The organism is Chryseobacterium sp. IHB B 17019, from assembly GCF_001456155.1.
Lineage (GTDB): Bacteria > Bacteroidota > Bacteroidia > Flavobacteriales > Weeksellaceae > Chryseobacterium.
Genome location: NZ_CP013293.1, coordinates 2,905,956 through 2,929,075, shown reverse-complemented (window position 1 = coordinate 2,929,075; position 23,120 = coordinate 2,905,956). Strand labels below are relative to the sequence as shown.

23 protein-coding genes are annotated in these 23,120 nt (G+C 35.2%); 15 read left to right on the top strand and 8 right to left on the bottom strand.

Features of this window, described 5'->3' with window-relative positions; translation table 11 throughout:
- The first annotated feature begins 3 nt into the window (after nucleotides 1–3).
- Both yajC and ATE47_RS13490 read left to right on the top strand, forming a co-directional pair.
- Nucleotides 4–375: a preprotein translocase subunit YajC gene (gene yajC, locus ATE47_RS13495; protein ID WP_062162458.1), complete on the top strand. Its 372-nt coding sequence runs from the start codon at nucleotides 4–6 to the stop codon at nucleotides 373–375.
- 227 nt (nucleotides 376–602) lie between these two features.
- Nucleotides 603–1,334 (top strand): SDR family NAD(P)-dependent oxidoreductase, encoded by a 732-nt coding sequence (locus tag ATE47_RS13490; RefSeq protein WP_062162457.1) that lies wholly within the window; start codon nucleotides 603–605, stop codon nucleotides 1,332–1,334.
- Here ATE47_RS13490 and ATE47_RS13485 read toward each other — a convergent pair whose 3' ends face one another.
- From ATE47_RS13485 to ku, 4 genes are all read right to left on the bottom strand, one after another.
- A complete protein-coding gene (locus ATE47_RS13485) occupies nucleotides 1,335–1,874 on the bottom strand; it encodes a hypothetical protein (RefSeq protein ID WP_062162456.1) in 540 nt (179 codons plus the stop codon). It lies immediately after the preceding gene.
- Nucleotides 1,875–1,921: 47 nt separating this feature from the next.
- A complete protein-coding gene (gene ligD / locus ATE47_RS13480) occupies nucleotides 1,922–3,811 on the bottom strand; it encodes a DNA ligase D (RefSeq protein ID WP_062163557.1) in 1,890 nt (629 codons plus the stop codon).
- A 77-nt stretch (nucleotides 3,812–3,888) separates the two neighbouring features.
- A complete protein-coding gene (locus ATE47_RS13475; protein ID WP_062162455.1) occupies nucleotides 3,889–4,491 on the bottom strand; it encodes a DNA polymerase ligase N-terminal domain-containing protein in 603 nt (200 codons plus the stop codon).
- The gene (gene ku, locus ATE47_RS13470; protein WP_062162454.1) at nucleotides 4,491–5,276 is read right to left on the bottom strand and encodes a non-homologous end joining protein Ku; all 786 of its coding nucleotides are present in this window, start codon (nucleotides 5,274–5,276) and stop codon (nucleotides 4,491–4,493) included. The genes ATE47_RS13475 and ku overlap by 1 nt, the downstream gene beginning before the upstream one ends.
- Before the next feature lie 175 nt (nucleotides 5,277–5,451).
- On the opposite strand from ku, the gene ATE47_RS13465 reads away from it, so the two are divergent.
- From ATE47_RS13465 to ATE47_RS13455, 3 genes are all read left to right on the top strand, one after another.
- The gene (locus tag ATE47_RS13465) at nucleotides 5,452–6,225 is read left to right on the top strand and encodes a hypothetical protein (RefSeq protein ID WP_062162453.1); all 774 of its coding nucleotides are present in this window, start codon (nucleotides 5,452–5,454) and stop codon (nucleotides 6,223–6,225) included.
- 135 nt (nucleotides 6,226–6,360) lie between these two features.
- Nucleotides 6,361–6,816, top strand: a complete 456-nt coding sequence (locus tag ATE47_RS13460; RefSeq protein ID WP_062162452.1) for an Hsp20/alpha crystallin family protein — start codon at nucleotides 6,361–6,363, stop codon at nucleotides 6,814–6,816.
- A gap of 86 nt (nucleotides 6,817–6,902) precedes the next feature.
- A complete protein-coding gene (locus tag ATE47_RS13455; protein ID WP_062162451.1) occupies nucleotides 6,903–8,045 on the top strand; it encodes a cation:proton antiporter in 1,143 nt (380 codons plus the stop codon).
- Nucleotides 8,046–8,068: 23 nt separating this feature from the next.
- Here ATE47_RS13455 and ATE47_RS13450 read toward each other — a convergent pair whose 3' ends face one another.
- Both ATE47_RS13450 and aspS read right to left on the bottom strand, forming a co-directional pair.
- A complete protein-coding gene (locus tag ATE47_RS13450; RefSeq protein WP_062162450.1) occupies nucleotides 8,069–8,296 on the bottom strand; it encodes a DUF7660 family protein in 228 nt (75 codons plus the stop codon).
- A gap of 42 nt (nucleotides 8,297–8,338) precedes the next feature.
- Nucleotides 8,339–10,093: an aspartate--tRNA ligase gene (aspS, locus tag ATE47_RS13445; protein WP_062162449.1), complete on the bottom strand. Its 1,755-nt coding sequence runs from the start codon at nucleotides 10,091–10,093 to the stop codon at nucleotides 8,339–8,341.
- Between the two features lie 331 nt (nucleotides 10,094–10,424).
- On the opposite strand from aspS, the gene ATE47_RS13435 reads away from it, so the two are divergent.
- From ATE47_RS13435 to ATE47_RS18925, 4 genes are all read left to right on the top strand, one after another.
- Nucleotides 10,425–11,012: a sigma-70 family RNA polymerase sigma factor gene (locus ATE47_RS13435; protein WP_062162447.1), complete on the top strand. Its 588-nt coding sequence runs from the start codon at nucleotides 10,425–10,427 to the stop codon at nucleotides 11,010–11,012.
- A gap of 2 nt (nucleotides 11,013–11,014) precedes the next feature.
- Nucleotides 11,015–11,281 carry a hypothetical protein gene (locus ATE47_RS13430; RefSeq protein WP_062162446.1) on the top strand — a complete coding sequence of 89 codons (267 nt, stop codon included), beginning with the start codon at nucleotides 11,015–11,017 and terminating at the stop codon, nucleotides 11,279–11,281.
- Between the two features lie 201 nt (nucleotides 11,282–11,482).
- Nucleotides 11,483–12,877 carry an MATE family efflux transporter gene (locus ATE47_RS13425; RefSeq protein WP_062162445.1) on the top strand — a complete coding sequence of 465 codons (1,395 nt, stop codon included), beginning with the start codon at nucleotides 11,483–11,485 and terminating at the stop codon, nucleotides 12,875–12,877.
- A gap of 185 nt (nucleotides 12,878–13,062) precedes the next feature.
- Nucleotides 13,063–13,185, top strand: coding sequence for a 30S ribosomal protein THX (locus ATE47_RS18925; protein WP_082632603.1), 123 nt, complete (start codon nucleotides 13,063–13,065; stop codon nucleotides 13,183–13,185).
- A 56-nt stretch (nucleotides 13,186–13,241) separates the two neighbouring features.
- Here the strand turns inward: ATE47_RS18925 and ATE47_RS13420 are convergent, their stop codons facing one another.
- On the bottom strand, nucleotides 13,242–13,901 hold the full coding sequence (locus ATE47_RS13420; RefSeq protein WP_062162444.1) for a DUF937 domain-containing protein: 660 nt from the start codon (nucleotides 13,899–13,901) through the stop codon (nucleotides 13,242–13,244).
- A 123-nt stretch (nucleotides 13,902–14,024) separates the two neighbouring features.
- Complete coding sequence (locus tag ATE47_RS13415; RefSeq protein ID WP_062162443.1) at nucleotides 14,025–14,534, bottom strand: DUF2480 family protein; 510 nt, start codon at nucleotides 14,532–14,534, stop codon at nucleotides 14,025–14,027.
- Between the two features lie 146 nt (nucleotides 14,535–14,680).
- On the opposite strand from ATE47_RS13415, the gene lpxB reads away from it, so the two are divergent.
- The 6 genes from lpxB to ATE47_RS13385 all read left to right on the top strand — a co-directional run bounded on the left by lpxB (nucleotide 14,681) and on the right by ATE47_RS13385 (nucleotide 23,018).
- Nucleotides 14,681–15,784 (top strand): lipid-A-disaccharide synthase, encoded by a 1,104-nt coding sequence (gene lpxB, locus ATE47_RS13410; RefSeq protein WP_062162442.1) that lies wholly within the window; start codon nucleotides 14,681–14,683, stop codon nucleotides 15,782–15,784.
- A gap of 148 nt (nucleotides 15,785–15,932) precedes the next feature.
- Nucleotides 15,933–17,702 carry a ComEC/Rec2 family competence protein gene (locus tag ATE47_RS13405; RefSeq protein ID WP_062162441.1) on the top strand — a complete coding sequence of 590 codons (1,770 nt, stop codon included), beginning with the start codon at nucleotides 15,933–15,935 and terminating at the stop codon, nucleotides 17,700–17,702.
- Nucleotides 17,703–17,846: 144 nt separating this feature from the next.
- Complete coding sequence (locus ATE47_RS13400) at nucleotides 17,847–18,512, top strand: succinate dehydrogenase cytochrome b subunit (RefSeq protein ID WP_062162440.1); 666 nt, start codon at nucleotides 17,847–17,849, stop codon at nucleotides 18,510–18,512.
- Between the two features lie 14 nt (nucleotides 18,513–18,526).
- A complete protein-coding gene (locus ATE47_RS13395) occupies nucleotides 18,527–20,539 on the top strand; it encodes a fumarate reductase/succinate dehydrogenase flavoprotein subunit (RefSeq protein ID WP_062162439.1) in 2,013 nt (670 codons plus the stop codon).
- A 24-nt stretch (nucleotides 20,540–20,563) separates the two neighbouring features.
- Nucleotides 20,564–21,331 carry a succinate dehydrogenase/fumarate reductase iron-sulfur subunit gene (locus ATE47_RS13390; protein ID WP_062162438.1) on the top strand — a complete coding sequence of 256 codons (768 nt, stop codon included), beginning with the start codon at nucleotides 20,564–20,566 and terminating at the stop codon, nucleotides 21,329–21,331.
- A gap of 136 nt (nucleotides 21,332–21,467) precedes the next feature.
- A complete protein-coding gene (locus tag ATE47_RS13385; protein ID WP_062162437.1) occupies nucleotides 21,468–23,018 on the top strand; it encodes a TlpA family protein disulfide reductase in 1,551 nt (516 codons plus the stop codon).
- Nucleotides 23,019–23,120: the final 102 nt, after the last annotated feature.

Below are 23,120 nucleotides of genomic sequence, written 5' to 3'. Positions count from 1 at the left end.
ATAATGAATATACTAACAATTTTTTTACAAGCACCCGCAGCAGGAGGAAATTCTTCCATGATGCTGATCATGATGGGGGTGATGTTTGTAGGTTTTTATTTTTTAATGATAAGACCTCAAATGAGAAAACAAAAACAGGAAAAAAACTTCCAGGAAACTTTAAAAGTAGGAACAAGAGTAGTGCTTACTTCAGGGCTTCACGGAAGAATAGCTCAGGTTCAGGATGATGGTTTCGTGATTGAAACATTATCAGGAAAACTGAAATTCGAAAAAGCAGCTGTTTCAAGAGAATTTACAGAAGCTCGTTTTGGAGATAAAGCAAAAGCTGCTGAAAAAGCAGATGATAAAAAAGAGATTGAAACTGAAAAGAAATAATTTTTTAGTTTTTAAGATATTTCGTTTCGGCGGGGTGAGCAAAGCTCACCCCGCCGAAACTTTTTATAACCTCATTTATATTACACTTAGTTTGTCATTCTGAAATATCTAAGAAAGTAATCTAGATGCTTTTAGGATAACAATACTATGTATGACATGATCTTTTAATTTGTGTTCTTCTTAGTGGAAATATTTGTGGAATTTGTGGTTTAAATTATCTTTGCTCAATGAATCAAAACACAAACAAAACCGTTCTCATTCTGGGTGCCAATTCCGATGTTGCAAAACAATGTATCAAACAATACATTGAAAAAGGATTTTCCGTTATTGCTGCATCGAGAAATACAGATTCTTTGGAAAATTTTGTTATGGAAAATAATCTCAACTCAAAAGTTTCTATATTAAGTTTTGATGTTGTAGATTTCGATTCCCATCAAGAATTTTATGATGAGCTACCTGTAAAACCTCATATTGTAGTTTACGCGGCGGGTTTTTTAGTGGACAATGAAAAGGCTTTGAGAAATTTCAAAGGAAGCCACCAAATGATGATGGTAAATTATATGGGTGCTGTTTCCATCCTTAATATTATTGCGATGGATGAAAGCAATAAAAATCTGGAAAGAATTATTGGATTGTCATCACTTTCGGGTGTGAGAGGACGAAAAAGTAATTTCGTGTACGGAAGTACAAAAGCTGCTTTTACAACTTATTTAGCTGGTTTGAGACAAGAATTGGCTTCAAAAAATATTAAAGTTAATGCTTTGGTTATCGGTTATATAAATACAAAAATCAATGCTGGCCTGGAACTCAACAAAAGCTTAATGATGGAGCCGGATTATGTTGCAAAATTCATTGTCAATGCCGGAAATTCTTTCACCATCGTTCCGAATTTTAAATGGAAGATTATTTATTTAATTTTGAAAGTACTGCCGGAAAGTTTGGTGGCGAAACTTCCGTAGTTATTTTTGTTGTTGAGAGTATTTCTGAAGATAATTTAATAAAATTTCAAATTCACCATCTTTAAGTTCAGATTTATTAATGATGAAATATAAATTGCTTATAGCATTAACAAAAATATAATCGTTTAATTTTATATAAGAAATCTTTTCCCAAATAGTATTAACAGTAGTGAAAGGATTTTTAAATTCAATACTTTTTTGATCTAAAATAATAAAAGAAGATTCATTTTTATTTTTATATTCAGTAATAATTTTATCGGCTTCTTTTTTGAATTTCCTTTTGGATATAAAATATTGATAAATCAAGATAAAACAATATCCACAAAGAAAGATTCCACCGTATCTAAAAAGATAAAAAAGTAAGCTTGTTTCAAAATTTTTTATAGGATAAAAACCTAAAAGTAAAAAGACCAAAGTGAAAATTATAATTCTTATCCAGCCTTTAAAAGATTTACTCCAAACATATTTAAAATAAAAATTTTGATTTTCTCTTTCAAATTTCTCATTAAAAGAAAGTTCAATGGTAATATTTTCGTTCATAATTATTAGTGGAAATGATAGAATTTTATCACTCCAAAAATAGATAATTATTCGGCACCCTGCAACAATTCCAACGCTTTCATCATATCAATTCCCTGTCCTAAAACAGGTTTAAACAAATCTCCTTTTTCTTTAATTCTATCCAAAGCATTATGAATGTTAAAATCCGTTGGCCTCATACCGGGTTTTACCTCATCCCAATCCAACGGCATCGAAACGGAAGCACCCTCTTTTGGTCTCAGGCTGTAAGCACTTGCCAATGTCTGCCCTGTTCTGTTTTGAAGATAATCAAGATAAATTTTCTTATCATCCCTTTTCTGTAAACTCCTTTCTAATGTCGTAATTTTTGGAAGTTGTTCATGAACCTGCTTCATTAAAATATGGGCAAAATCTTTCACCTGGTCAAAATCATATTTTCCACCCATCGGAATATAAACGTGAATTCCCGTACTTCCGGAAGTCTTGCAATAGCCTTTAACTTTAATGGATTTTAAAACTTCATTCACCTGCAAAGCCGTTTCAATCACATCATCAAATGTATTTTTCTTGGAAGGGTCAAGGTCTAAAACCAGAAAATCAGGATGTTCCAAATCGGGAAGGGAAGAATTCCATGGATTAAGATCAATACAGCCCAAATTATTTAAATAAGCCAAAGTCGCCTTGTCATTACAATAAATATAATCGATGTATTTATCATTGGATTCGGAATACACCTGCGTTGTTTTTACCCAATCCGGAATATTGTCGCTTGCATCTTTTTGATAAAAACTCTGCTCTTCAATTCCATTTGGGAAACGGTTCAAAGAAAGCGGACGGTTTTTTAGATGAGGCAAAATATATTCCGCAACAGACTGGTAATATTCTACCACATCACCTTTTGTAATGCCTTCTTTCGGGAAATATATTTTATCCTGATTGGTCAGTTTTACTTTATGTCTGTTCAAAGTAATTTCTTTTTCTTTTTCGGAGGTTTTTGTGGTTTTTTTCGGTGCAGGGTTAGTTTTCATTTCTTTAGGGTTTTCATTAATTTGACTTATATTATTCGTCGAATCACTGATTTCTTCAGGATTTTTATCTTCACGGAGAGTAACAAAAACAGGATGCCGGAAAATCCCGTCTTTGGTGATTTCAGAGAATTTAATTTCACACACCAATTCGGGTTTCACCCATGTGACGGGCATATTTGTTTTAGGTTTTTTCTCAAATGGAGAAGTTTTTACCACCAATTTTTTAAGCCTTTCATACATTCGACTTAATGATTCTTTATTAAAACCTGTTCCCGTATGTCCGGAATAAATCAGCTTTCCGTCAATATATTTTCCTAAAATTAAAGCTCCGAAACCTTGTCTTGAACCTCGAGGCTCCGTAAATCCACAAATAATGACTTCTTCCGTATTGGTGAATTTTATTTTAAGCCAATCCGTAGTTCTGTGATTTTCAACATAAAGGCTGTCTGCTTTTTTCGCGATCATGCCTTCCAGCTTCATTTTTTTCATCTGTTCAAAAAAATCGATTCCTTTTTCCGGAATATGATAGCAATATTTGATTACATCAGTTTCAATTAAAGCATCTTTTAAAAGCTCTTTTCTTTGAACTAAAGGAATATTTTCCGTGGAATGGCCATTGAGCCAAAGAATATCAAAAACCTGATAAACTAAGGCCAGATTTGGGTTATCACCGATTTGTTGAAGCAATTGAAAGTTTGGTTTTCCCGTGTCATCGTAAGCTACAATTTCACCATCAAGAATCATTTTGTGTATTTGGTTCTCAAAATCCTCGGAAACTTTTTCAAATTTTGATAAAAAAGAAATCCCGTTTCGCGAGTAAAATAGGGGGTCATCTTTGCTAAGATCTGCAATGGCACGATAGCCGTCCCATTTTATTTCAAAAATCCAGTCTTCATCATCGAATGCTTTTTCATAGGATTTCGCAAGCATGGGCCTGATGAAATTTTTTAATTTTTTTTCGTCAACCAACGAATTAAATTTTTGGAACCTTGGCTTGGTTTCTGAATTTACGATTTCTTTTTGGCGTTTTTTAGGCTTTTTTTTTCCTCTAAAAATTTTGTAACTAAAGATTTCGGTGAAGTGTTTTCCTCTGCATCATAATTACTTTCTGCAAATTCATCTTTATGTTTAATTAAAAGCCACGAATTATCTTCGTTATTTTTCATTTTAACCAAAGCAAATTCTCCTTTCAGTTTTTTTCCGTATAAAATAAATTTCAACGAACCGGCATGTAATTCTTTCAGCAATTCCTTTTCATCGGAAAGCTTTGAATCATTATCTAATGGCTCATAAGTTCCGCTGTCCCAGATTTCTACCTGCCCGGCTCCGTAATTTCCTTCAGGAATGTTTCCTTCAAAATCTTTGTAATCGTAAGGGTGATCTTCTACCATCATCGCCAGGCGTTTGTCTTTTGGATCCAATGATGGGCCTTTTGGAACAGCCCAGCTTTTCAGAACGCCTTCCATTTCCAAACGAAAATCATAGTGAAGGCGTGACGCCGCATGCCTTTGAATCACAAAAATAAGCTTGTCTTTACTCTTTTTTGCTTTTCCCTTGGGTTCACTTGTTTCGTCAAATTTCCTTTTTGCGTTATAATCTTTGAGAGCCATTACGATGCGTTTTTAGATTTTGAAGTTTGTAAACTGGCTTTTAATTGTGCCATTAAGTCAATCACTTTACCTTCTTTAGCAGGTTCGGCTTTTTTAGCTTTTACATTCTTACCTTTCGCTTTTTGCTTAATAATTTTCATTAAAGATTCGGTATAAGTATCTTTATACATGAAAGGATCGAATTCCTGCGAAAGTTGTTCTATGAGACTGATCGCCATTTTGAGCTCAGCGGGTTTCGGAGCTTTTTTGGCTGGGATTTTTAAATCTTTATAATCCCGGATTTCCTGAGCAAATCGTAAGCGGTTCAAAACCAAAACCTCATCATTGTAAGGGCGTATCATTCCAATCGCTTCACTTTCACGAAGGACGAAGGTTCCAACGCCTACCATTTCTGTTTCAGATAAGGCTTTTAATAAAAGTCTGTAAGCATTTTCACCATTTTTCTGAGGTTCCAGATAATAAGGATTTTCAAAGTAAACGCTGTCAACTTCTATCTCTTTTACGAACTGGTCTATGGAAAGAATTTTTGATTTCTCAGGGCTTGCCGCTTCATAGTCTTCCTCTTCGAGAATGATGTACCTGTCGTCCATGAGATAACCTTTTACAATGTTTTCCCATTTCACTTCTTTACCTGTACTTTCGTTTACTCTTTTGAATTTAATATTGGAAAAATCGGATTTATCAAGCATATCCAAATCCAATTTGCTGGTTTCTGTGGCGGAGTAGATTTTTACAGGAATATTGACTAAACCAAAGCCAATGGCGCCGTTCCAAATTGCTTTCATTGTCTCACGTTTTGTAAGAGCGTGCAATGATTGTGCCGAGTGAAAAATATTTATTAAATGTGGTATTTTTTAGTTTAGATTAAAAATAAGGATCGCTATAATGGAAAAATACAGGAAATAAAGTGGTTAAGCGGTTAATTTATTATTTGTAATTTAAGCCCATAAATATATTTAAATGAAGACAATTTTTACTTTTTTGTTTATACTTGGAATAAACATTTTTTTATCTGCTCAAAAAGTTGATTACAAAAACAATATCATTGCTGTAGATGGTAATAAAATAGGTAAAGTAGAGGTACAGAAACAAAATTTTGGACTGACGAAAAATTTTAACCTTTATTCGATGGACGGCGAAAAATTGGTGATTGCAGTTTTGAGTACGGAATTTGAAGGGGATAAAAATGACAATACAAGTATGTATTACCGTTTCACTTTTCTACCGACAAATCAGGTTGGAATTTTTAAATTATCAACGTTGGGTATGGAGAAGGGCTTCGTAAACCTGATTGGAAAAGGCGGTATCATTGAAGGAAATAGCCTGAATGAAGGTAAAGTAACGGAACTGATTGCATCAAAAGGTGTCACACCAAGAACTGCCGTAAATTATTCACTGGTATCCCGCAACAAAAACTGGCCGATTGAATTAAAAGAAAATAAATCTATCGAACAGGGCGGAGAAAAAATAGGATTCTTTAAGTCTACAGGGAGCTCAGGCGGTCAGGATTCTTATGAATTTTACATTCCTGATGGAGTAATGGTTGCCAAAATAAGTTTTGCGGGAGGAAACAATGCCCAGAACTTTGAATTGTTTACAGCTAAGGATAAGGTTCGTAAAATCGTTTCAATTCCACAGAAAGATAATGTGAAATTTCTTTCCTCAGCAGTAGATCCAAATGCACTTACTCTTAAAAGAATTACGGCTTGGCTAGTACAGAATAATTATTTGTAAGAGTCTGTTAGTTAGTGGTATATGTCATTTTTTCACATTGATTATGACATTTTTTCCATTATATAGATTGGTATATTGTTTGTGAATTTTCAAGTGTGTTATTAATTTATTGTTTAACCTTAAAAATTCGTAATTATGTCAATCGTAAAAAGAAAGAATGGCAGTTTGCTCCCTGCAAATCCACGTATGTTGTTCGACGATTTTTTTAACCGCGAACTTTTTAATTGGGGCAATAACAATTTTTCTTCCACACTTACCACTATTCCTTCTGTGAATATTAAGGAAAATGCGGAAAATTTTGAAGTGGGGGTAGCAGCTCCGGGTATGGAAAAGCAAGACTTTGAAATTACCATGGAAGGAAGCTTGCTTACGATCTCTTCTTCAAAGAAAAATCAGACGGAAGAAGATAATGGAAACTACACACGTCGGGAATTCAGCTATCAGTCTTTTCAGCGAAGTTTCCAGCTTCCAAAGGATGTTGTAGATGAAGATCGGATTGAAGCTAAATATGAAAACGGTGTTTTAAGATTAACGATTCCTAAAACGGAAAACGCTAAAAAGCAAGCTCCCCGAATGATTGAAATTCAGTAACTGGCAATATTTCACAATGGTTTTCCGCTTATGGAAAACCATTTTTTTATTTGTATCTGTTAACCATAATATATTTGTAAGTCCTTATGAATACATTACTTTGGCCGATATGTCTGTTATGCTTTACTACTTTGGGTATGATGTTTTTGCTGAAAAAACTGAAGCAGCCTTATTTAATTGCTTATATAATTGCCGGAATTGTACTGGGTCCCAGTATTTTGAAGGTATTCACAAAACCCGACGAAATTGAAATCATCGGGGAAATAGGAATTTTGCTGATGATGTTTTTTCTCGGTACGGAAATCAATGTTCCGGATAACCGAAGCTTATTGGTAAAACCTGTGATAGCGCAGTGTATGAAAATTCTTTTAAGCATCGCTTTTGCTTTTTTAGTAGGAAATATCATGGAGCTTTCCTTTAAAAGTATTATTTTAATTGCCATCCTTTTTGTTTTTAACAGCACAGCGGTAGTCAGTGAATTCCTGAGGAAACATAATACTTTAAAAACAGCCTTCGGGCTTACAATTCTTAACATGTTAATTCTTCAGGATCTTCTTCTAGCACCGGTTTTGACATTACTTAAAGTCTGGAGTGGTAGCGGTTTTGATTTTTGGAGTATCATACTTCCGGCTATTGTGTGTATCGTTATTTTCTTTGTGTTTAAAAAAATCAGGAACTCCAGGGAAATAAAATTGTGGAGATTCTTCAGGATTATCGGAAACGATCATGATTTACAAGTTTTTATGGGACTGTTTATTTGTCTCGGGTTTGGTCTTTTTGCTGAAGTTATCGGGCTCAGCAGTGCGCTGGGAAGTTTTATTGCGGGGATTTTGGTAGGAAGGATCAATGTCTTCAACTGGCTGGAACGTTCCTTGGCTTCTTTTAAAGTTTTCTTCGTTACTTTATTTTTTGTCTCGATAGGATTACGAATTGATATTTCTTATCTATACTCAAATTATCAGCTTATATTCTTGGGGACATTGGTTGTGTTGATGAGCAACAGTCTCATGTCTGCAATTATTTTCCGTCTGTTGAAGTACAACTGGAAAGACAGTTGGTACGGCGGAGCATTGCTCTCGCAAACCGGAGAATTCGGTATTCTGGCACTTTCCATAGCTTATAAAGCCGGAATTATTGAGTATGGACTTTATAAAACGGGTTTGGGAATCACTTGTTTGTCATTGTTGTTTTCAACGATATGGATTACGATACTTAAAAAAGTTATTTGAAATTTGTAGGGACTTTATTTTTATCATTCATAAATAGAGCTTCCTTTCAAAATATCGGAAAAAACCTTCCAATTAACCATTTCTAAATTAATGTTTTGATTTGTGTTTTTGTAATATCCATCAATGTCTTCAACATAGCTCGACATTGCTTCAAGGTAATCTTCAATAGTTTTGTTTTCCCACCGTTCCTTATTTTCGATAAAATCTGTTCTGAGATTTTCTGTGAATAAAATAAATTCTTGTTTTGTCATTATAAAAATAAAAAAAGCGGAGAAAAAATCCCCGCTTTTAATTTATGCTTTTAAATTCAATTTCAATTCCAGTTCATCAAGCTGCTCATCAGCAATTGCGGCCGGCGCATCAATCATCACATCGCGTCCTGAATTATTTTTAGGGAAAGCAATATAATCTCTGATCACTTCGTTTCCGTCAAGGATTGCTACCAGGCGGTCAAATCCGAAAGCCAGACCACCATGAGGCGGAGCTCCGTATTTGAAGGCGTTCATTAAGAATCCGAACTGTGCTTCTGCTTCTTCTTTCGAGAATCCTAATAAGTCAAACATTTTTGACTGTAAATCTCTGTCGAAAATCCTGATAGAACCACCGCCGATTTCGTTTCCGTTTAAAACCATATCGTAAGCGTTGGCTCTGGCTTTTCCGGGATCAGTTTCCAACAAATGAACATCTTCCGGCTTCGGAGAGGTGAAAGGATGGTGCATCGCGTGATAACGACCGCTTTCTTCATCAAATTCCAATAACGGGAAATCAACCACCCAAAGTGGTGCAAAAACGTCTCCTTTTCTTAATCCCAAACGGTTTCCAAGCTCCATTCTCAACGCAGAAAGCTGAGTTCTTACTTTATGTTCGTTTCCTGAAAGAATTAGCATTAAATCTCCTTCTTTCGCCTCGAATTTCTCGATAATTTTCGCTAAATCTTCCTCGTTGTAGAATTTATTCACAGAAGAAGTTTTTACACCATCATTCTGGAATTTCACCCAAACCATTCCTGAAGCTCCAATTTGAGGTCTTTTCACCCAATCAACAAGCTCGTCGATTTGCTTTCTTGTGTAATCTGCGCAACCTTCAACATTGATTCCGACAACCAATTCGGCGTCATCAAATATTTTGAAATCTTTTCCTTTTACTAATTCATTCAACTCAACGAATTCCATTCCGAAACGGATATCCGGTTTATCGTTTCCGTATTTTTGCATCGCATCAGCGAACGTCATTCTTGGGAAAGCTCCGAATTCCTGGCCTGTAATGTCTTTCAACAACGTTTTCGTCATTCCTTCAAAAACGTTCATCACATCTTCCTGATCTACAAAAGCCATCTCGCAGTCGATTTGTGTAAATTCCGGCTGTCTGTCAGCTCTTAAATCTTCGTCACGGAAACATTTCACGATCTGGAAATATTTATCCATTCCACCCACCATCAATAGTTGTTTAAAGGTTTGTGGAGATTGTGGCAATGCATAAAACTGTCCCGGATTCATTCTGCTCGGAACCACGAAATCGCGCGCGCCTTCCGGAGTAGATTTGATTAAAACGGGAGTTTCAACCTCGATAAATCCTTCGTCTGAAAGGTAGTTTCTCACCTTCTGTGCCATTTTGTGACGGAAGATCAGTTTATCTCTTACCGGAGCTCTTCTGATGTCCAGGTAACGGTATTTCATTCTTAATTCTTCACCACCGTCAGTTTCGACTTCAATTGTGAATGGCGGAAGCTGGGAATCATTAAGAAGGGTTAATTTCTCAACTAAAATTTCGATTTCCCCTGTCGGAATATTGGGGTTTTTGCTTACTCTTTCGATTACTTTTCCTGTAACCTGAATCACAAATTCACGTCCCAGTTTTTTTGCATTTTCCATCAATTCCGCTGAAGAACGGTCCTGGTCGAAAACCAACTGAGTAATTCCGTAACGATCCCGAAGATCTATCCAAATCATAAATCCTTTATCACGAATGGTTTGTACCCATCCTGAAAGTGTAACTTCTTCATTAAGATTTTTTAGAGATAATTCCCCGTTTGTGTGTGATCGAAACATAATTGTTTGTTTAAAGTTCAATGTATAAGACCCAAATTTTTAAGTCTTTAATTTTCGTTTGCAAAGATAAGATTTTTGAAGGTTTTAAAAATAAAAAAACTTCTGAAAGCAAGTTTGGGATATATTTTTAAACATTTCTTTTTTGATGATGATATACTTACTGTTGGAATTAGGAATTTTTTCATACAGAAACAAATGATTAAAATAAAAAATGATGTATCAATATTTAATAGGTTTAAAATATTTCTAAATTTAGTTAAACTATTGATATTGTGTATTTTATAAATTATTTTTTTTAATTTTACCAACTTTATAAACACACGAAAAATAAATGATCGAAAAAAATAATCCCCCGAATCCGGAACAATGGGTAGATGAATTTACAGATTTTTTGTATGCTTTTACCGTGACCAGGGTAGGTTCCAGGGAGGATGCAGAAGATATTGTGCAGGAAACATTTCTTTCCGCTTATAAAGGAATAGGTCAGTTTCAGGGTAAAGCCTCTGTAAAAACATGGCTTACAAGTATTCTTAAAAATAAAATCATAGATTATTACAGGAAAAAAAGCAGCTCGCAACACTATGAAGAATATCTGTCTGATACGGCAGATTCTTTTGAGAATGCTTTTTTTAATCAAAGCAATTATGGAAGATGGAAAAATGATATTAATAGAGATTATATCTCAGAAAGTGCAGACAGCTATATAATAAGCAAAGAATTTTATAGGATTCTTGAGCTTTGCCTTCAAAAGCTTCCACCAAAGCTGAGGCCTGTTTTCGTGGCCAAATATATGATGGATGAAGATTCTCAAAAAATTTGTAAGGATCTTAATATTACTTCGTCAAATTATTGGGTACTTCTTTTTCGTTCAAAAACTTTATTGAGAAGCTGCCTGGAAAAAAATGATATAAGTATTTAAAGATGAATTTTTTAGATAACCTTTTACATAATTGTAAAGAGACTTCCCTTACCATCGTGAAATCCGAAGAAGCTTCTGTTTCCCTTTCTGCATGGCTGAGGATGAAATTTCATATAGCTTTCTGCAATTGCTGCCAGACTTTCAAAAAACAGACAAAAATAATAGATAAAGCTCTTTATAATCATTTTCATAATGAAACTTTAATTGATGCTGAAAAGGCTCCGCAAGACCTTAAAGACAGAATCAAATTAAATTTTAAAGAAAAATAATATCGCTCTTTTCTTTTTAAAGAGCCTGATTTTCATATAGAGAAGCTATTAATCAAGAAAAAGGACATCATTTTAAGGATAATGACGAATGCCGGAATCGTCAAAGAATACAATCCTTTTTCTATCTGATAGAAAAACTTTTCATATGCCAAGTCTTTATCACTTTTGAATCTATATTTTTGCATAACTAAATGACAGATTATGACGAAATATTTTAACTTTCTGAAAAAAGCCTTAAGCGGTGAAGAAGTAGATTATACCACAGCAAGCATAAGAAGTGCGGTGCTCCTTTTGGCCATTCCAATGATGTTGGAAATGGCGATGGAATCTGTATTTGCGTTGGTGGATCTATATTTTGTGGGTCATTTAAAGGAAAGTGGTTATGCGATTCAGACAGTTGGTCTTACGGAATCTGTGCTTTCAATCATGTATTCTATCGCGATCGGGATGAGTATGGCGGCAACTGCCATGGTAGCAAGGAGAATCGGAGAAAAAAATCCTGATCAGGCTTCCAAAAGTGCAGCACAGGTCTTATTGGTTTCGTTTGTGGTGACTTTTATTTTGAGTTTATTCGGAGTGATTTATGCTGAGGAAATTTTAATTCTGATGGGATCAAAGCCTGAGGCAGCAGCTTATGGAAAGGATTTTACAAGAATCATGATGGGAAGCAGCGTTATTATTATGCTTTTATTCTTAATCAACGGTATTTTCAGAGGAGCTGGAAATGCTGCCATTGCCATGAAATCTCTCTGGATTGCTAATATTGCCAATATTATTCTTTGTCCGGTTTTAATCAAAGGTTTAGGCCCGATTCCTGCGATGGGATTGACGGGAGCTGCTTTGGCTACCACTATTGGGCGAAGCATCGGAGTGATGTATCAATTGTATCATCTTTTGGTTGCAGATACGCAAATCCGTATTCATTTAGATTATTTCAAACCTGATTTTAAATTAATAAAATCAACCGTAAAAATTGCAACTCCGGGGATTTTTCAATTCGTGGTTGCTTCATGCAGCTGGATTTTCCTTGCGCAACTGGTGGCGACAACAGGCGGTGAAAATGCTTCTGCGGGATATCAGACAGCTTTAAGGCTGATGATGTTTTTCATGCTTCCGGCTTGGGGATTAAGTAACGCTGCTGCAACTTTAGTAGGACAAAACATGGGAGCCAATGAAATGTTGAGGGCAGAACAATCTGTCATGAAAACTGTAAAATACAATGTGATTTTTATGATCGCAGTAAGCTTAATATTTTTCTTATTGGGCGACTTTTTAGTAGGATTTTTTACACAGGAAGCTGAAATCAAAAATGTTGCTAAAAATGCTTTGCACATTATGAGTGTAGGATTTATTTTCTATGGAATCGGGATGGTGATGATCAATGCTTTCAACGGAGCAGGAGATACATGGACACCAACTTGGGTGAATGTTTTCGGATTTTGGTTGTTCCAGATTCCGTTGGCTTATTTTCTTTCAAAACATTTTGAAATGGGGCCTAAAGGTGTTTTTATATCTATTCCCGCAGCAGAAACTTTAATTACTATCGTAGCTTTCATCTTATTTAAGAGAGGGAAGTGGAAGACAATGAAAGTGTAGAGGAAGGGAAGTTTGAAGCTGGAGGATGGAAGTTTTTTAAAATTGTAAAAATTAACGCTCCAATATTAACTTCCATCCTCCAGCTTCAAACTTCCAGCTAAGATTATAAAAACTTTAACAGCCCAATTCTTTGTTTTTAGAGCCATATTTTCTAAATTCGTAAGCATCAACTAAAATTTATTATTATGGGAAAAGGAGACAAAAAATCTAAAAGAGGTAAGATCAACAATGGAAGCTACGGAAAAAGAAGACCAAGAAAAGCGTCAAAAACTTTGATAGCCTCAGAAGAAAAATCTAAAAAAGAGTAAAAATAAAAAAGACCGAAGAAATTAATCCTCGGTCTTTTTTGTATTACAAAGTTAAATTATTTTCCTCCTAAAAAGCTTCCCAGGATATCTCCTAATCCGCCTCCGCCTTGTTGTTTCTGTTGGTTTCCACCTCCTAGAACGCTTCCAAGAATATCATTCAGTGGATTTCCGGAAGATTGTGACTGTCCGTTTCCAAGAACACTTCCTAAAATGTCATTGAGCGGGCTTGATTGCTGATTTTGAGCCTGATTCGAAGCATTTCCCAGAATTCCTCCCAGTAAATCTCCCAATCCGCCAGCACCAACATTATTCTGTTGCTTTTCTCTTCCGATATATCCCATAATTACCGGAGCCAGCATCGATAAGATAGGACCGATTTTGTCAATGGAAATTCCTGTATTTTGAGACAGCTGGTTTTCTACATTCTGCTTATCCCCACCAAAAACATGGCTGAGAATAGAGTTTCCTTCGTCCTGTCTTGCATCTGCTTGCGAAACATCGTCCAAAATACTTCCGTCGTGATCTTTATCCAGAGCTTTATTTAAAGATTCTGCTTCGTTGGAATCCTGAGATTTGTTTCTAAGATAAGAAATAATCAGTGGGGCAGCCACCGCAAGCAAAGCAATCACCTGGTTTCTGCTGATCCCGAATTTGCCTTCAGCCTGTTCGGCAACCTGATTGCCGGTGTTTCCTGTAAGTAGGTCGATTAAACTCATAGTTTGTGTTTGTTTAATTGTTATGTAAACCAAAGTTATCAAAAAATATTCCTTGATAATTTTTTTTAATTAAAAAACAGTGTTAAAGTTTATGAATTTCTTCAGGAGATTATATTTTCTCTACTAATTTTTTAAAATAGGAACCATTGAGCATGCCTCACCAAACATTAATGATTTTACTACCGGTTTCAATTGTTCTACCAATTCAATATAGGCATTCTCAGGAATTTCTTTATCGGAGCAGCCTTTTACCAGTACTCTTTTATCTCGCATTTCCTCAAAATCATAATTTTTAATGGCATTATGCATTAAAATTACTTCCAGATCTTCACGATTTCCGAAAACAATTTTTTTGGTTACATCAGTAATCTTTGCTGTCAATAAAAAATAAGCCCACAGAGGAACAATCGCATCTGCAGAATTATAGATATAAACATAAGCATCACGGTATTCTTCAACATCAATGGAGGCTACCTTTTCACGAAAATCTTTCTCTTTTAAAATCATCTCCATGAAAAGAAAATCTTTCAGGTCAATGCCTTTTCTCACACCTTTAGGAATGAGATCGGTAAGGTCAAAATTGATAAGACCGCTTTCTGCAACTTTATTTCGGATTTCAAATTCTTCTGACATTTTTATCATTATCTTTGAACAAATTTACAAATTAAGATCTTAAAAACATCTTATTTGTTCTCTATTCCTGTCATAGAAACGTCCCATAATTGCCGATAATGGAAGTTCCTGATGACATTAAAAAAAACAAAAAGATTTCATAAGAAATGAAGTATTACATTATCGCAGGAGAAGCTTCCGGAGACTTGCACGGGGGTAATTTGATGAAAGCTTTGAAACAAAAAGACCCGGATGCAGAATTCAGGTTTTGGGGCGGTGATCTTATGGCTGCCCAAAGCGAAACATTGGTAAAACACTACAAAGATCTTGCTTTTATGGGATTTTTGGAAGTGGCAAAAAACCTGCGGACAATTCTGAATAATATAAAGTTTTGTAAGAAAGATATAAAAAAAAATAAACCGGATGTTTTGATTTTAATTGATTATCCGGGATTCAATTTAAGGATTGCAAAATTTGCGAAAGAACTTGGGATTAAGGTCGTTTATTATATTTCTCCGCAACTTTGGGCCTGGAAAGAAGGCAGAGTAGAAATTATTAAGAAATATGTTGATGAAATGATGGTGATTCTTCCATTTGAAGAAGATTTTTATACAAAACATGGTGTACACTCGCATTTTGTGGGACATCCCTTGCTTGATGCAATTTCTACGCTTGAAAATGTTAATGCTGAAAATTTTAAAGCAGAAAACGGATTAAACGAAAAAGAAATCATCGCACTTTTACCCGGCTCCCGGAAACAGGAAGTGGAAAAAATGCTGGAAATGATGCTTTCGGTAAGGCCTTATTTTAAAGAATATCAGTTCGTAATTGCTGGCGCTCCAAGTCTTCCTCGAGATTTTTATGAGGCCTATGTTGATGATAATGTGTATTTTGTTTCCAATAAAACATATGATCTGCTACGATGTTCAAAAGCAGCTTTGGTAACTTCAGGAACGGCAACATTAGAAACCGCCCTGTTGAATGTTCCCGAAGTAGTTTGCTACCGTGGAAGCAAAGTTTCTTACGCCATTGCGAAAAGATTGGTTAAAAATATAAAGTATATTTCTCTGGTAAATCTCATCATGGATCGGGAGATTGTAAGGGAACTGATCCAAAATGATTTGAATACTAAAAACTTGGTTGAAGAATTGAAAAAGATCATGGAAGGTGAGAAAAGATCTCAAATGTTGAATGATTACGAGCTTTTACGGGAGAAGCTAGGCGGAAAAGGAGCTAGTGAAAAAGCCGCTGAGGTGATTCTGAAAGTTTAAAATATTAAATTGAACAATATAGATCGTAGAAAAAACTTCTACGATTTTTCTTTTAAATAACGAATATGGCTTCTCTTTTAAATTTTTAAAATATTGATGTGCAAATTTCTATCTGAATAAATACTTTCGTGGTACACAAATTTTTTGATTGAATAAACAGCCGCTTCTCATTCTTGCCGTTTGCTTTATTGCAGGCATTTTGTTCCAGGATAAGATTTCTTTGGATAAAAATATCATCTGTCTTCTTGTTGGAATTTGTCTTTTGATTTCAATTTCAACATTTTTAAAATCATATCTTTTACATAAAGCAAAACCTTATTTGTTAGGTTTAATGTTCTTCGGAATCGGTATTATACTGCATTTTTTCAATTCTTTTTCATCTCAAAATATAGCTGTGGCAAAGAATGAAACAATTTTTTTTAAAATTTCCAGAAAATTAAATTCAACAGAGAAGAATAAAAAGTATGAAGCTATAGCTCAAACGGGCAGTACCATATTCAATATTGTTTTATATATTCCTAAAGATCATGATGAGCTGGATTTTAATCATTATTATAAATCTAATGTATTTATTACAAAACCAAAGTCTCCGGAATATGATTTTCAATTTGATTATGCACAATATTTAAGAAGGAAAAATATTGAATATCAATGTTACAGTAATAATGGTGTTTCTTCTGTTCAAAGAAATGATTTGAGCTTAGGTGAAAAATTTTCGCAAAAAAGATTAGAAGTTCTTAAAAAGATCAATGATGCTAAGATGTCTTCCAAAACAAAAGAATTTTTAAAAGGAATTGTTCTTGCTGATCGTACAGAAACGGATACTCAAACCCTGCAGGACTTCAACAGGTCCGGACTGGTTCATTTTCTTGCCATTTCAGGGACGCATATTGTTGTGGTTTTCGGTTTGTTTTACTTTTTGCTCGTAAGAATTTCACCTTTAAAATTCAGGAAATATGCAATTGTTTCGAGCTTGACTTTCATCTGGTTGTTTGCTGCTTTTATTGGATTTGGAAATTCGGTTGTAAGATCCTGTATCATGTTGAGCATATATTATGGATATGTTTTACTTCAAAGAAAACCTGACTTGTTGCATTCTCTGGCTTTATCAGCGTTTATTATTTTAATTGTTGATACCCAACAGATTTTTGATGTCGGTTTTCAGCTGAGTTTTCTTGCTGTATTGGGGATTTTTTGGTTGAATGAACCGATTTTAAAATATTTTCCAAAACAGGATAATCTCTTTAAAAAATTAATTTTTAATACCATTTCAATTTCCGTATCAGCTCAATTGGCTACACTTCCATTGGTTTTATATTATTTTCATCAATTCTCTTTTATCTCAATTATTGCTAATTTTTTCATTGTTCCTTTCTCAGAAATTATCATCGTTTTTTCATTTTTGATGACCGTTTTAATTGCTTTCAGATTTAATTTCAGTTTAATTGATCAGACTTATGATTTTATAATCCGGCTATTATTGAAAATTATTCATTGGTTTGCTGATTTCGATTCATTATTTTTTGAAAACATTTCCATGAATCTGGTTGAAGTTTTTTCTTTGTTTTTAATTGTTTATTTGATGAGGTTCATTATTTTAAAATTTAACATTAAAAATTCTTCAAGGGTGCTGATGTCTGTTTTTGCTTTTTTCCTTTTACGGATTGGTTTTACCTTTTATGAAAATCAAAAGGAGGAGATCTTAGTTCACGAGTTTTCTAAAAATAAGATATTGTCAATAAAGAAGGGTGACAAGGCGTGTTTCTGGATTCAGGATATTGCGGATAGAGAGAAGATTGAGCGGTTTATCATTAATCCTTATTGCGCTTCCAGACGACTGAATGATATTGAGATAAAGTCTTTCCCGAAGTCTGTTCGGCAGGTGGTTTATCATGGTAAAATTTATCAGATAAATTAATTGTTAAATTTTTTATTTTCCCTTTGTTTTATAATGTCTAGAGCTCTTATTTAGAAGTATTACAAACTAGCTTTTTGTGAGATTTCTCACTTTATGATGTAGTTAACATTTCTTAATTTTGTGGAAAATCAAATGTAAACTTATATGGCAGGTTTAACGAGTTCTACGATAGGTAGAAAATATGCTATGGCATTGTCGGCTATGTTTTTGCTGATATTTCTGGTGATGCACCTTTCTGTAAACCTTTTGTCGGTTTTTGGTGAGGATGCTTACAACAATGCTTCGCAATTCATGGGATACAATCCTCTTATTCAATTTGTAATGCAGCCGGTACTGATATTTGCTGTCGTTTTCCATTTTGTAATGGGATTTGTTTTGGAAATTAAAAACCAAAACGCACGTCCTATAAAATACGATTCCAACAATCCTTCTCACAATTCTACATGGATGTCCAGGAATATGATTATTTCCGGTGCTGTGATTCTGGCTTTTGTTTTTCTTCACTTGTATGACTTTTGGCTTCACGAGATGAATTACAAATATGTTGATGGATTACCAATCGAGGAAACACGTTTCTGGGGAGACCTGCATGCAAAGTTTGCAGATCTTTGGAGAGTAGTTTTATATATAATTTCTTTTGTTTTGCTGGGATTGCACTTAGCTCACGGATTTCAGTCTTCATTCCAGTCAATAGGAGCAAGACATCCGAAATATACTCCGGTTATTAAAGCTTTTGGGAAGTGGTATTCTATCCTTATTCCTGCCGGATTTATTTATATTGCAATTTATCACTTCGTAACTCAATTATAATATCAAATATACTTATGAGTAAATTAGATTCAAAAATTCCAGCAGGCCCTCTTAAGGACAAATGGAAAAATCATAAAGATCATATGAACCTTGTTGCACCAAACAACAGAGATAAAATTGATATTATTGTTGTTGGTACAGGTTTGGCAGGTGGTTCTGCAGCTGCTACTTTGGCAGAGCAAGGATACAATGTGAAAGCATTCTGCTATCAGGATTCTCCAAGAAGAGCGCACTCTATTGCGGCTCAGGGAGGTATCAACGCAGCTAAAAATTATCAGGGAGACGGTGACTCTACTTATAGATTATTCTATGACACGATCAAAGGTGGTGACTATAGAGCAAGAGAAGCCAACGTTTACAGATTAGCTGAAGTTTCTGCAAATATTATCGACCAATGTGTTGCTCAGGGTGTTCCTTTCGGAAGAGAATACGGAGGTCAGTTAGATAACCGTTCATTCGGTGGGGTTCAGGTAAAAAGAACTTTTTATGCTAAAGGACAAACAGGTCAGCAATTATTATTAGGTGCATATTCTGCAATGAGCCGTCAGATCGGTAAAGGTAGAATTAAAATGTACAACCGTCACGAAATGATGGATCTTGTAATTGTTGATGGAAAAGCGAGAGGTATTATCGCAAGAAACCTTGTAACAGGTGAGATTGAAAGACATTCTGCTCACGCTGTTGTTATCGCTTCGGGAGGTTACGGAAACGTATATTTCCTTTCTACCAACGCAATGGGTTCAAACGTTTCTGCAGCTTGGAAAATCCATAAAAAGGGAGCGTATTTCGCGAATCCTTGTTATGTACAGATTCACCCAACGTGTATTCCGGTTCACGGAACTCAGCAGTCTAAGCTTACTTTGATGTCTGAATCATTAAGAAACTCAGGAAGAATCTGGGTTCCTAAGAAAATTGAAGATTCTGTGGCCATCAGAGAAGGAAAATTAAGACCTGAAAATATTAAAGAAGAAGACAGGGATTATTATTTGGAAAGAAGATATCCTGCGTTCGGTAACCTTGTACCTAGAGACGTTGCTTCCAGAGCAGCTAAGGAAAGATGCGACGCCGGTTTCGGAATCGAAAATAATGATACAAAAGAAGGTGTTTACCTTGATTTCTCTACAGAGATCATGAAAAAAGGTAGAGAAGCCGCTATCGAAAAACATATTCACAATCCTACGGATCAACAGCTTTACGATTTAGGTAAAAGCTGGGTTGAGGAAAAGTATGGTAACTTATTCGTAATGTATGAAAAAATTACGGCTGATGATCCTTATAAAACTCCAATGAAAATCTATCCTGCAGTGCATTACACAATGGGTGGTGTTTGGGTTGATTACAACCTTCAGTCTACTATTCCGGGATGTTTCGTAATCGGTGAAGCTAACTTCTCAGATCACGGGGCCAACAGATTGGGAGCTTCTGCATTAATGCAAGGTTTGGCCGATGGATATTTCGTACTTCCTTATACTATTGCAGATTATCTTTCTGCAGATATCAGAACAGGAGCAATTCCTACCAATGTAGGAGCATTCGACGAAGCTGAAAAAGGAATAAAAGAGAAAGTTGAATTTTTCTTAAATAATAAAGGAACTCATTCAGTAGATCATTTCCATAAGAGATTAGGACACATTATGTGGAATAAAGTAGGAATGGGAAGAACTCCTGAAGGGTTAAGAGAAGCAATCAGAGAAATCGAAGAAGTAAGAAACGATTTCTGGAAAAACGTAAAAGTTCCGGGAGATAATGATGGTATGAACACAGAGCTTGAAAAAGCGTTCAGAGTAGCAGATTTCCTTGAGCTTGGACAGTTGATGGCTATCGATGCACTACACAGAAATGAATCTTGTGGAGGACATTTCCGTGAAGATCACTCAACTCCTGATGGAGAAGCGGAAAGAGATGACGTTAATTTCAAATACGTCGGAGCTTGGGAATATCAAGGAAGCGATATCAATGCGGAAGTCTTGCATAAAGAAGAGCTAATCTATGACAACATCGAGGTAAAAACAAGAAGTTACAAATAATCTCCAATCTTTAAATATACAATTATGAGTGCAAAAAAAGGCTTACATCTTACGCTGAAAATTTGGAGACAGAAAAATAATAAATCTAAAGGTCAGTTTGAGACTTATAAAATATCGGATGTTTCTACAGATTCTTCATTTCTGGAAATGTTGGACATCCTTAATGAAAACCTGATTAACGAGGGAAAAGAGCCCATAGCTTTCGATCACGACTGTCGTGAAGGGATTTGTGGAATGTGTTCCCTTTATATCAACGGTAGAGCACACGGTCCGGATACAGGGATCACAACTTGCCAGCTTCACATGAGAATGTTCAAAGACGGTGAGACGATCGTTATTGAACCTTGGAGAAGTGCTGCCTTCCCTGTTATTAAAGACTTAATGGTAGACAGAAGTGCATTCGACAGAGTAATGGCCGCAGGTGGTTTTATCTCAGTGAATACTTCTGGTAACACATTGGACGCCAATGCAATTCCGGTTCCCAAAGAAGATGCAGATAAGGCAATGGACGCCGCAGCATGTATCGCTTGTGGGGCTTGTGTGGCTTCGTGTAAAAACGGTTCTGCTATGTTATTCGTAGGAGCTAAGGTTTCTCAGTTCGCATTACTTCCTCAAGGTAGAGTAGAGGCGAAGAGAAGAGTTCTGAATATGGTAAAGGCTATGGATGAAGAAGGATTCGGAAACTGCTCAAATACTGGTGCTTGTGAAGTAGAATGCCCTAAAGGAATTTCACTTGAAAACATCGCCAGAATGAATAGAGAATATATGGCAGCTTTTGTTGACAGAGGATAAAATTAAATTAACAATAAAGAAAAAATCGTCTCCTCAATGGATGACGATTTTTTTTAGTTAAATCTTTCATAAAAGTAGTATTTAATTGCTTTTAGTTTATTGAAAAACTTATTTTTGCGTAATTATAAAATTCAAAATGAAAAAATATCTTTTATTGTTTATCATCGCCGTTTTTGCGATGTCTTGCTCTAAAAAAGTAGAAGTAAAAGGAAAAATCACTGGCGGTTCTCCATTAGAAAGAATCGAATTCATAGAAGCTTCAGGAGTTGCCACTTTACCATTAATTAATATCGGTGTCAATAAAGACGGAACCTTTGCAGGAAGCTTTGATGCTCCTAAAAGTGGAATGTATGTGATTTCCTATGGTGGAAAACAAAATTTAATTTATTTAAAAGGAGGTCAGAAGCTAGAGATTTCAGGAAACGGAATGACTTTCCCATCGGAATATGTTATTACAGGTGATGCCAAAAAGAACAACGACTTCTTTACAGCAACTCAAAAATATCTTTCAAACTATGCTCAGACTGTAAATATGAATGAGCTGATTATGAAAGATGAAAAAACTTTCTTAAAAGGAATTGAAAAAGTACAGGCCGACGTCAACAAAAATATTGATGAAAGCGCTAAGAAATTCAATCCTGATAATGAAGTGATAGCATGGAAGAAAAACGACCTTTCAAGCACATTGCTTACCATTATGAATCAGTATGATATTACACATAAACAAATGGGTAATCCGTCATTCAAAGTAACAAAAACTTTCACTGATTTTGAAAACAAACTTCAGGAAAATAAAGAAGTGATGGTAAAGGAAAATCCTTTCTACAGACAATATCTTTTAGGTAAAATGAGTCCTGACTTCCAAAAATATGCGGAGGCAAACAGCAAAGGAAAAACTGATATCACAACTTCAGAATTATTCACAGAATATTTAAAGAAAAATCAAAAAGACCTTTCACAAACGGCTAAAGATTATTTATTGGCTTTTGTAATGGCTCAATCTGATATTCATCCAGGTTCTCCTGACAAAACTGTTGAGAAAATCAAGAAGATTATTGATACAGATATCAAGGATGCTACTATTAAGGAAGACCTTAAAAAGATTCAGTTTGCTATCAACGGATTCAAAATTGGGGAGCAGGCTCCGGAAGCATCATTAGCAAAACAAGACGGAAAAGCATATAAGCTTTCTGAAAATAAAGGAAAACCGTACTTATTAACTTTCTACGCATCTTGGAATCCTTACATCGGGGAAGCAACAATTCCTGTATTGAAAGAAGTAGTGAACTTCTACAAATCCAAAATGAACTTCGTCTATGTAAACGTTGATGATACAAAAGATCAGTTCATAAAGACAAGTAATTCATTATTAAAAGGAATCACTGGAGTGAATGTTTATGGCGACGGAGGATTAAACTCTGATATTGCTAAAAAATACGGAGTATACGGTTTCAAATTACCGTGCTTTATCGTTGTAGATAAAGACGGTAAAATTGCAAGTAAGCCATTCTTCAACCTTGGAGATCCTGAATTGGTAACAGTTCTGGATAAGCAAACAGGGCTTTCTGCTCCTAAAGTAGACCCAAGAATGCAAATGCAACAAATGCAGCCAGGTATGGATCCTGCAATGGCAGCACCTCAACAAGTGCCACCAACTGCTACTCCTCAGCCGGCTCAGACAAAATAATTTAAATTGAGTATATATAAAAACCTTGTCTTCAGATAAGGTTTTTTTTATTGTATTTTTGCAAACTGAAATGTGAGTTTCGACACACACTTTGTCAAAGTT

Bases quoted from the DNA above. Each gene is read 5' to 3' on its own strand.
- yajC (WP_062162458.1), top strand. From the start codon at position 4: ATGAATATACTAACAATTTTTTTACAAGCACCCGCAGCAGGAGGAAAT.
- ATE47_RS13490 (WP_062162457.1), top strand. From the start codon at position 603: ATGAATCAAAACACAAACAAAACCGTTCTCATTCTGGGTGCCAATTCC.
- ATE47_RS13485 (WP_062162456.1), bottom strand. From the start codon at position 1,874: ATGAACGAAAATATTACCATTGAACTTTCTTTTAATGAGAAATTTGAA.
- ligD (WP_062163557.1), bottom strand. From the start codon at position 3,811: ATGCTTGCGAAATCCTATGAAAAAGCATTCGATGATGAAGACTGGATT.
- ATE47_RS13475 (WP_062162455.1), bottom strand. From the start codon at position 4,491: ATGGCTCTCAAAGATTATAACGCAAAAAGGAAATTTGACGAAACAAGT.
- ku (WP_062162454.1), bottom strand. From the start codon at position 5,276: ATGAAAGCAATTTGGAACGGCGCCATTGGCTTTGGTTTAGTCAATATT.
- ATE47_RS13465 (WP_062162453.1), top strand. From the start codon at position 5,452: ATGAAGACAATTTTTACTTTTTTGTTTATACTTGGAATAAACATTTTT.
- ATE47_RS13460 (WP_062162452.1), top strand. From the start codon at position 6,361: ATGTCAATCGTAAAAAGAAAGAATGGCAGTTTGCTCCCTGCAAATCCA.
- ATE47_RS13455 (WP_062162451.1), top strand. From the start codon at position 6,903: ATGAATACATTACTTTGGCCGATATGTCTGTTATGCTTTACTACTTTG.
- ATE47_RS13450 (WP_062162450.1), bottom strand. From the start codon at position 8,296: ATGACAAAACAAGAATTTATTTTATTCACAGAAAATCTCAGAACAGAT.
- aspS (WP_062162449.1), bottom strand. From the start codon at position 10,093: ATGTTTCGATCACACACAAACGGGGAATTATCTCTAAAAAATCTTAAT.
- ATE47_RS13435 (WP_062162447.1), top strand. From the start codon at position 10,425: ATGATCGAAAAAAATAATCCCCCGAATCCGGAACAATGGGTAGATGAA.
- ATE47_RS13430 (WP_062162446.1), top strand. From the start codon at position 11,015: ATGAATTTTTTAGATAACCTTTTACATAATTGTAAAGAGACTTCCCTT.
- ATE47_RS13425 (WP_062162445.1), top strand. From the start codon at position 11,483: ATGACGAAATATTTTAACTTTCTGAAAAAAGCCTTAAGCGGTGAAGAA.
- ATE47_RS18925 (WP_082632603.1), top strand. From the start codon at position 13,063: ATGGGAAAAGGAGACAAAAAATCTAAAAGAGGTAAGATCAACAATGGA.
- ATE47_RS13420 (WP_062162444.1), bottom strand. From the start codon at position 13,901: ATGAGTTTAATCGACCTACTTACAGGAAACACCGGCAATCAGGTTGCC.
- ATE47_RS13415 (WP_062162443.1), bottom strand. From the start codon at position 14,534: ATGTCAGAAGAATTTGAAATCCGAAATAAAGTTGCAGAAAGCGGTCTT.
- lpxB (WP_062162442.1), top strand. From the start codon at position 14,681: ATGAAGTATTACATTATCGCAGGAGAAGCTTCCGGAGACTTGCACGGG.
- ATE47_RS13400 (WP_062162440.1), top strand. From the start codon at position 17,847: ATGGCAGGTTTAACGAGTTCTACGATAGGTAGAAAATATGCTATGGCA.
- ATE47_RS13395 (WP_062162439.1), top strand. From the start codon at position 18,527: ATGAGTAAATTAGATTCAAAAATTCCAGCAGGCCCTCTTAAGGACAAA.
- ATE47_RS13390 (WP_062162438.1), top strand. From the start codon at position 20,564: ATGAGTGCAAAAAAAGGCTTACATCTTACGCTGAAAATTTGGAGACAG.
- ATE47_RS13385 (WP_062162437.1), top strand. From the start codon at position 21,468: ATGAAAAAATATCTTTTATTGTTTATCATCGCCGTTTTTGCGATGTCT.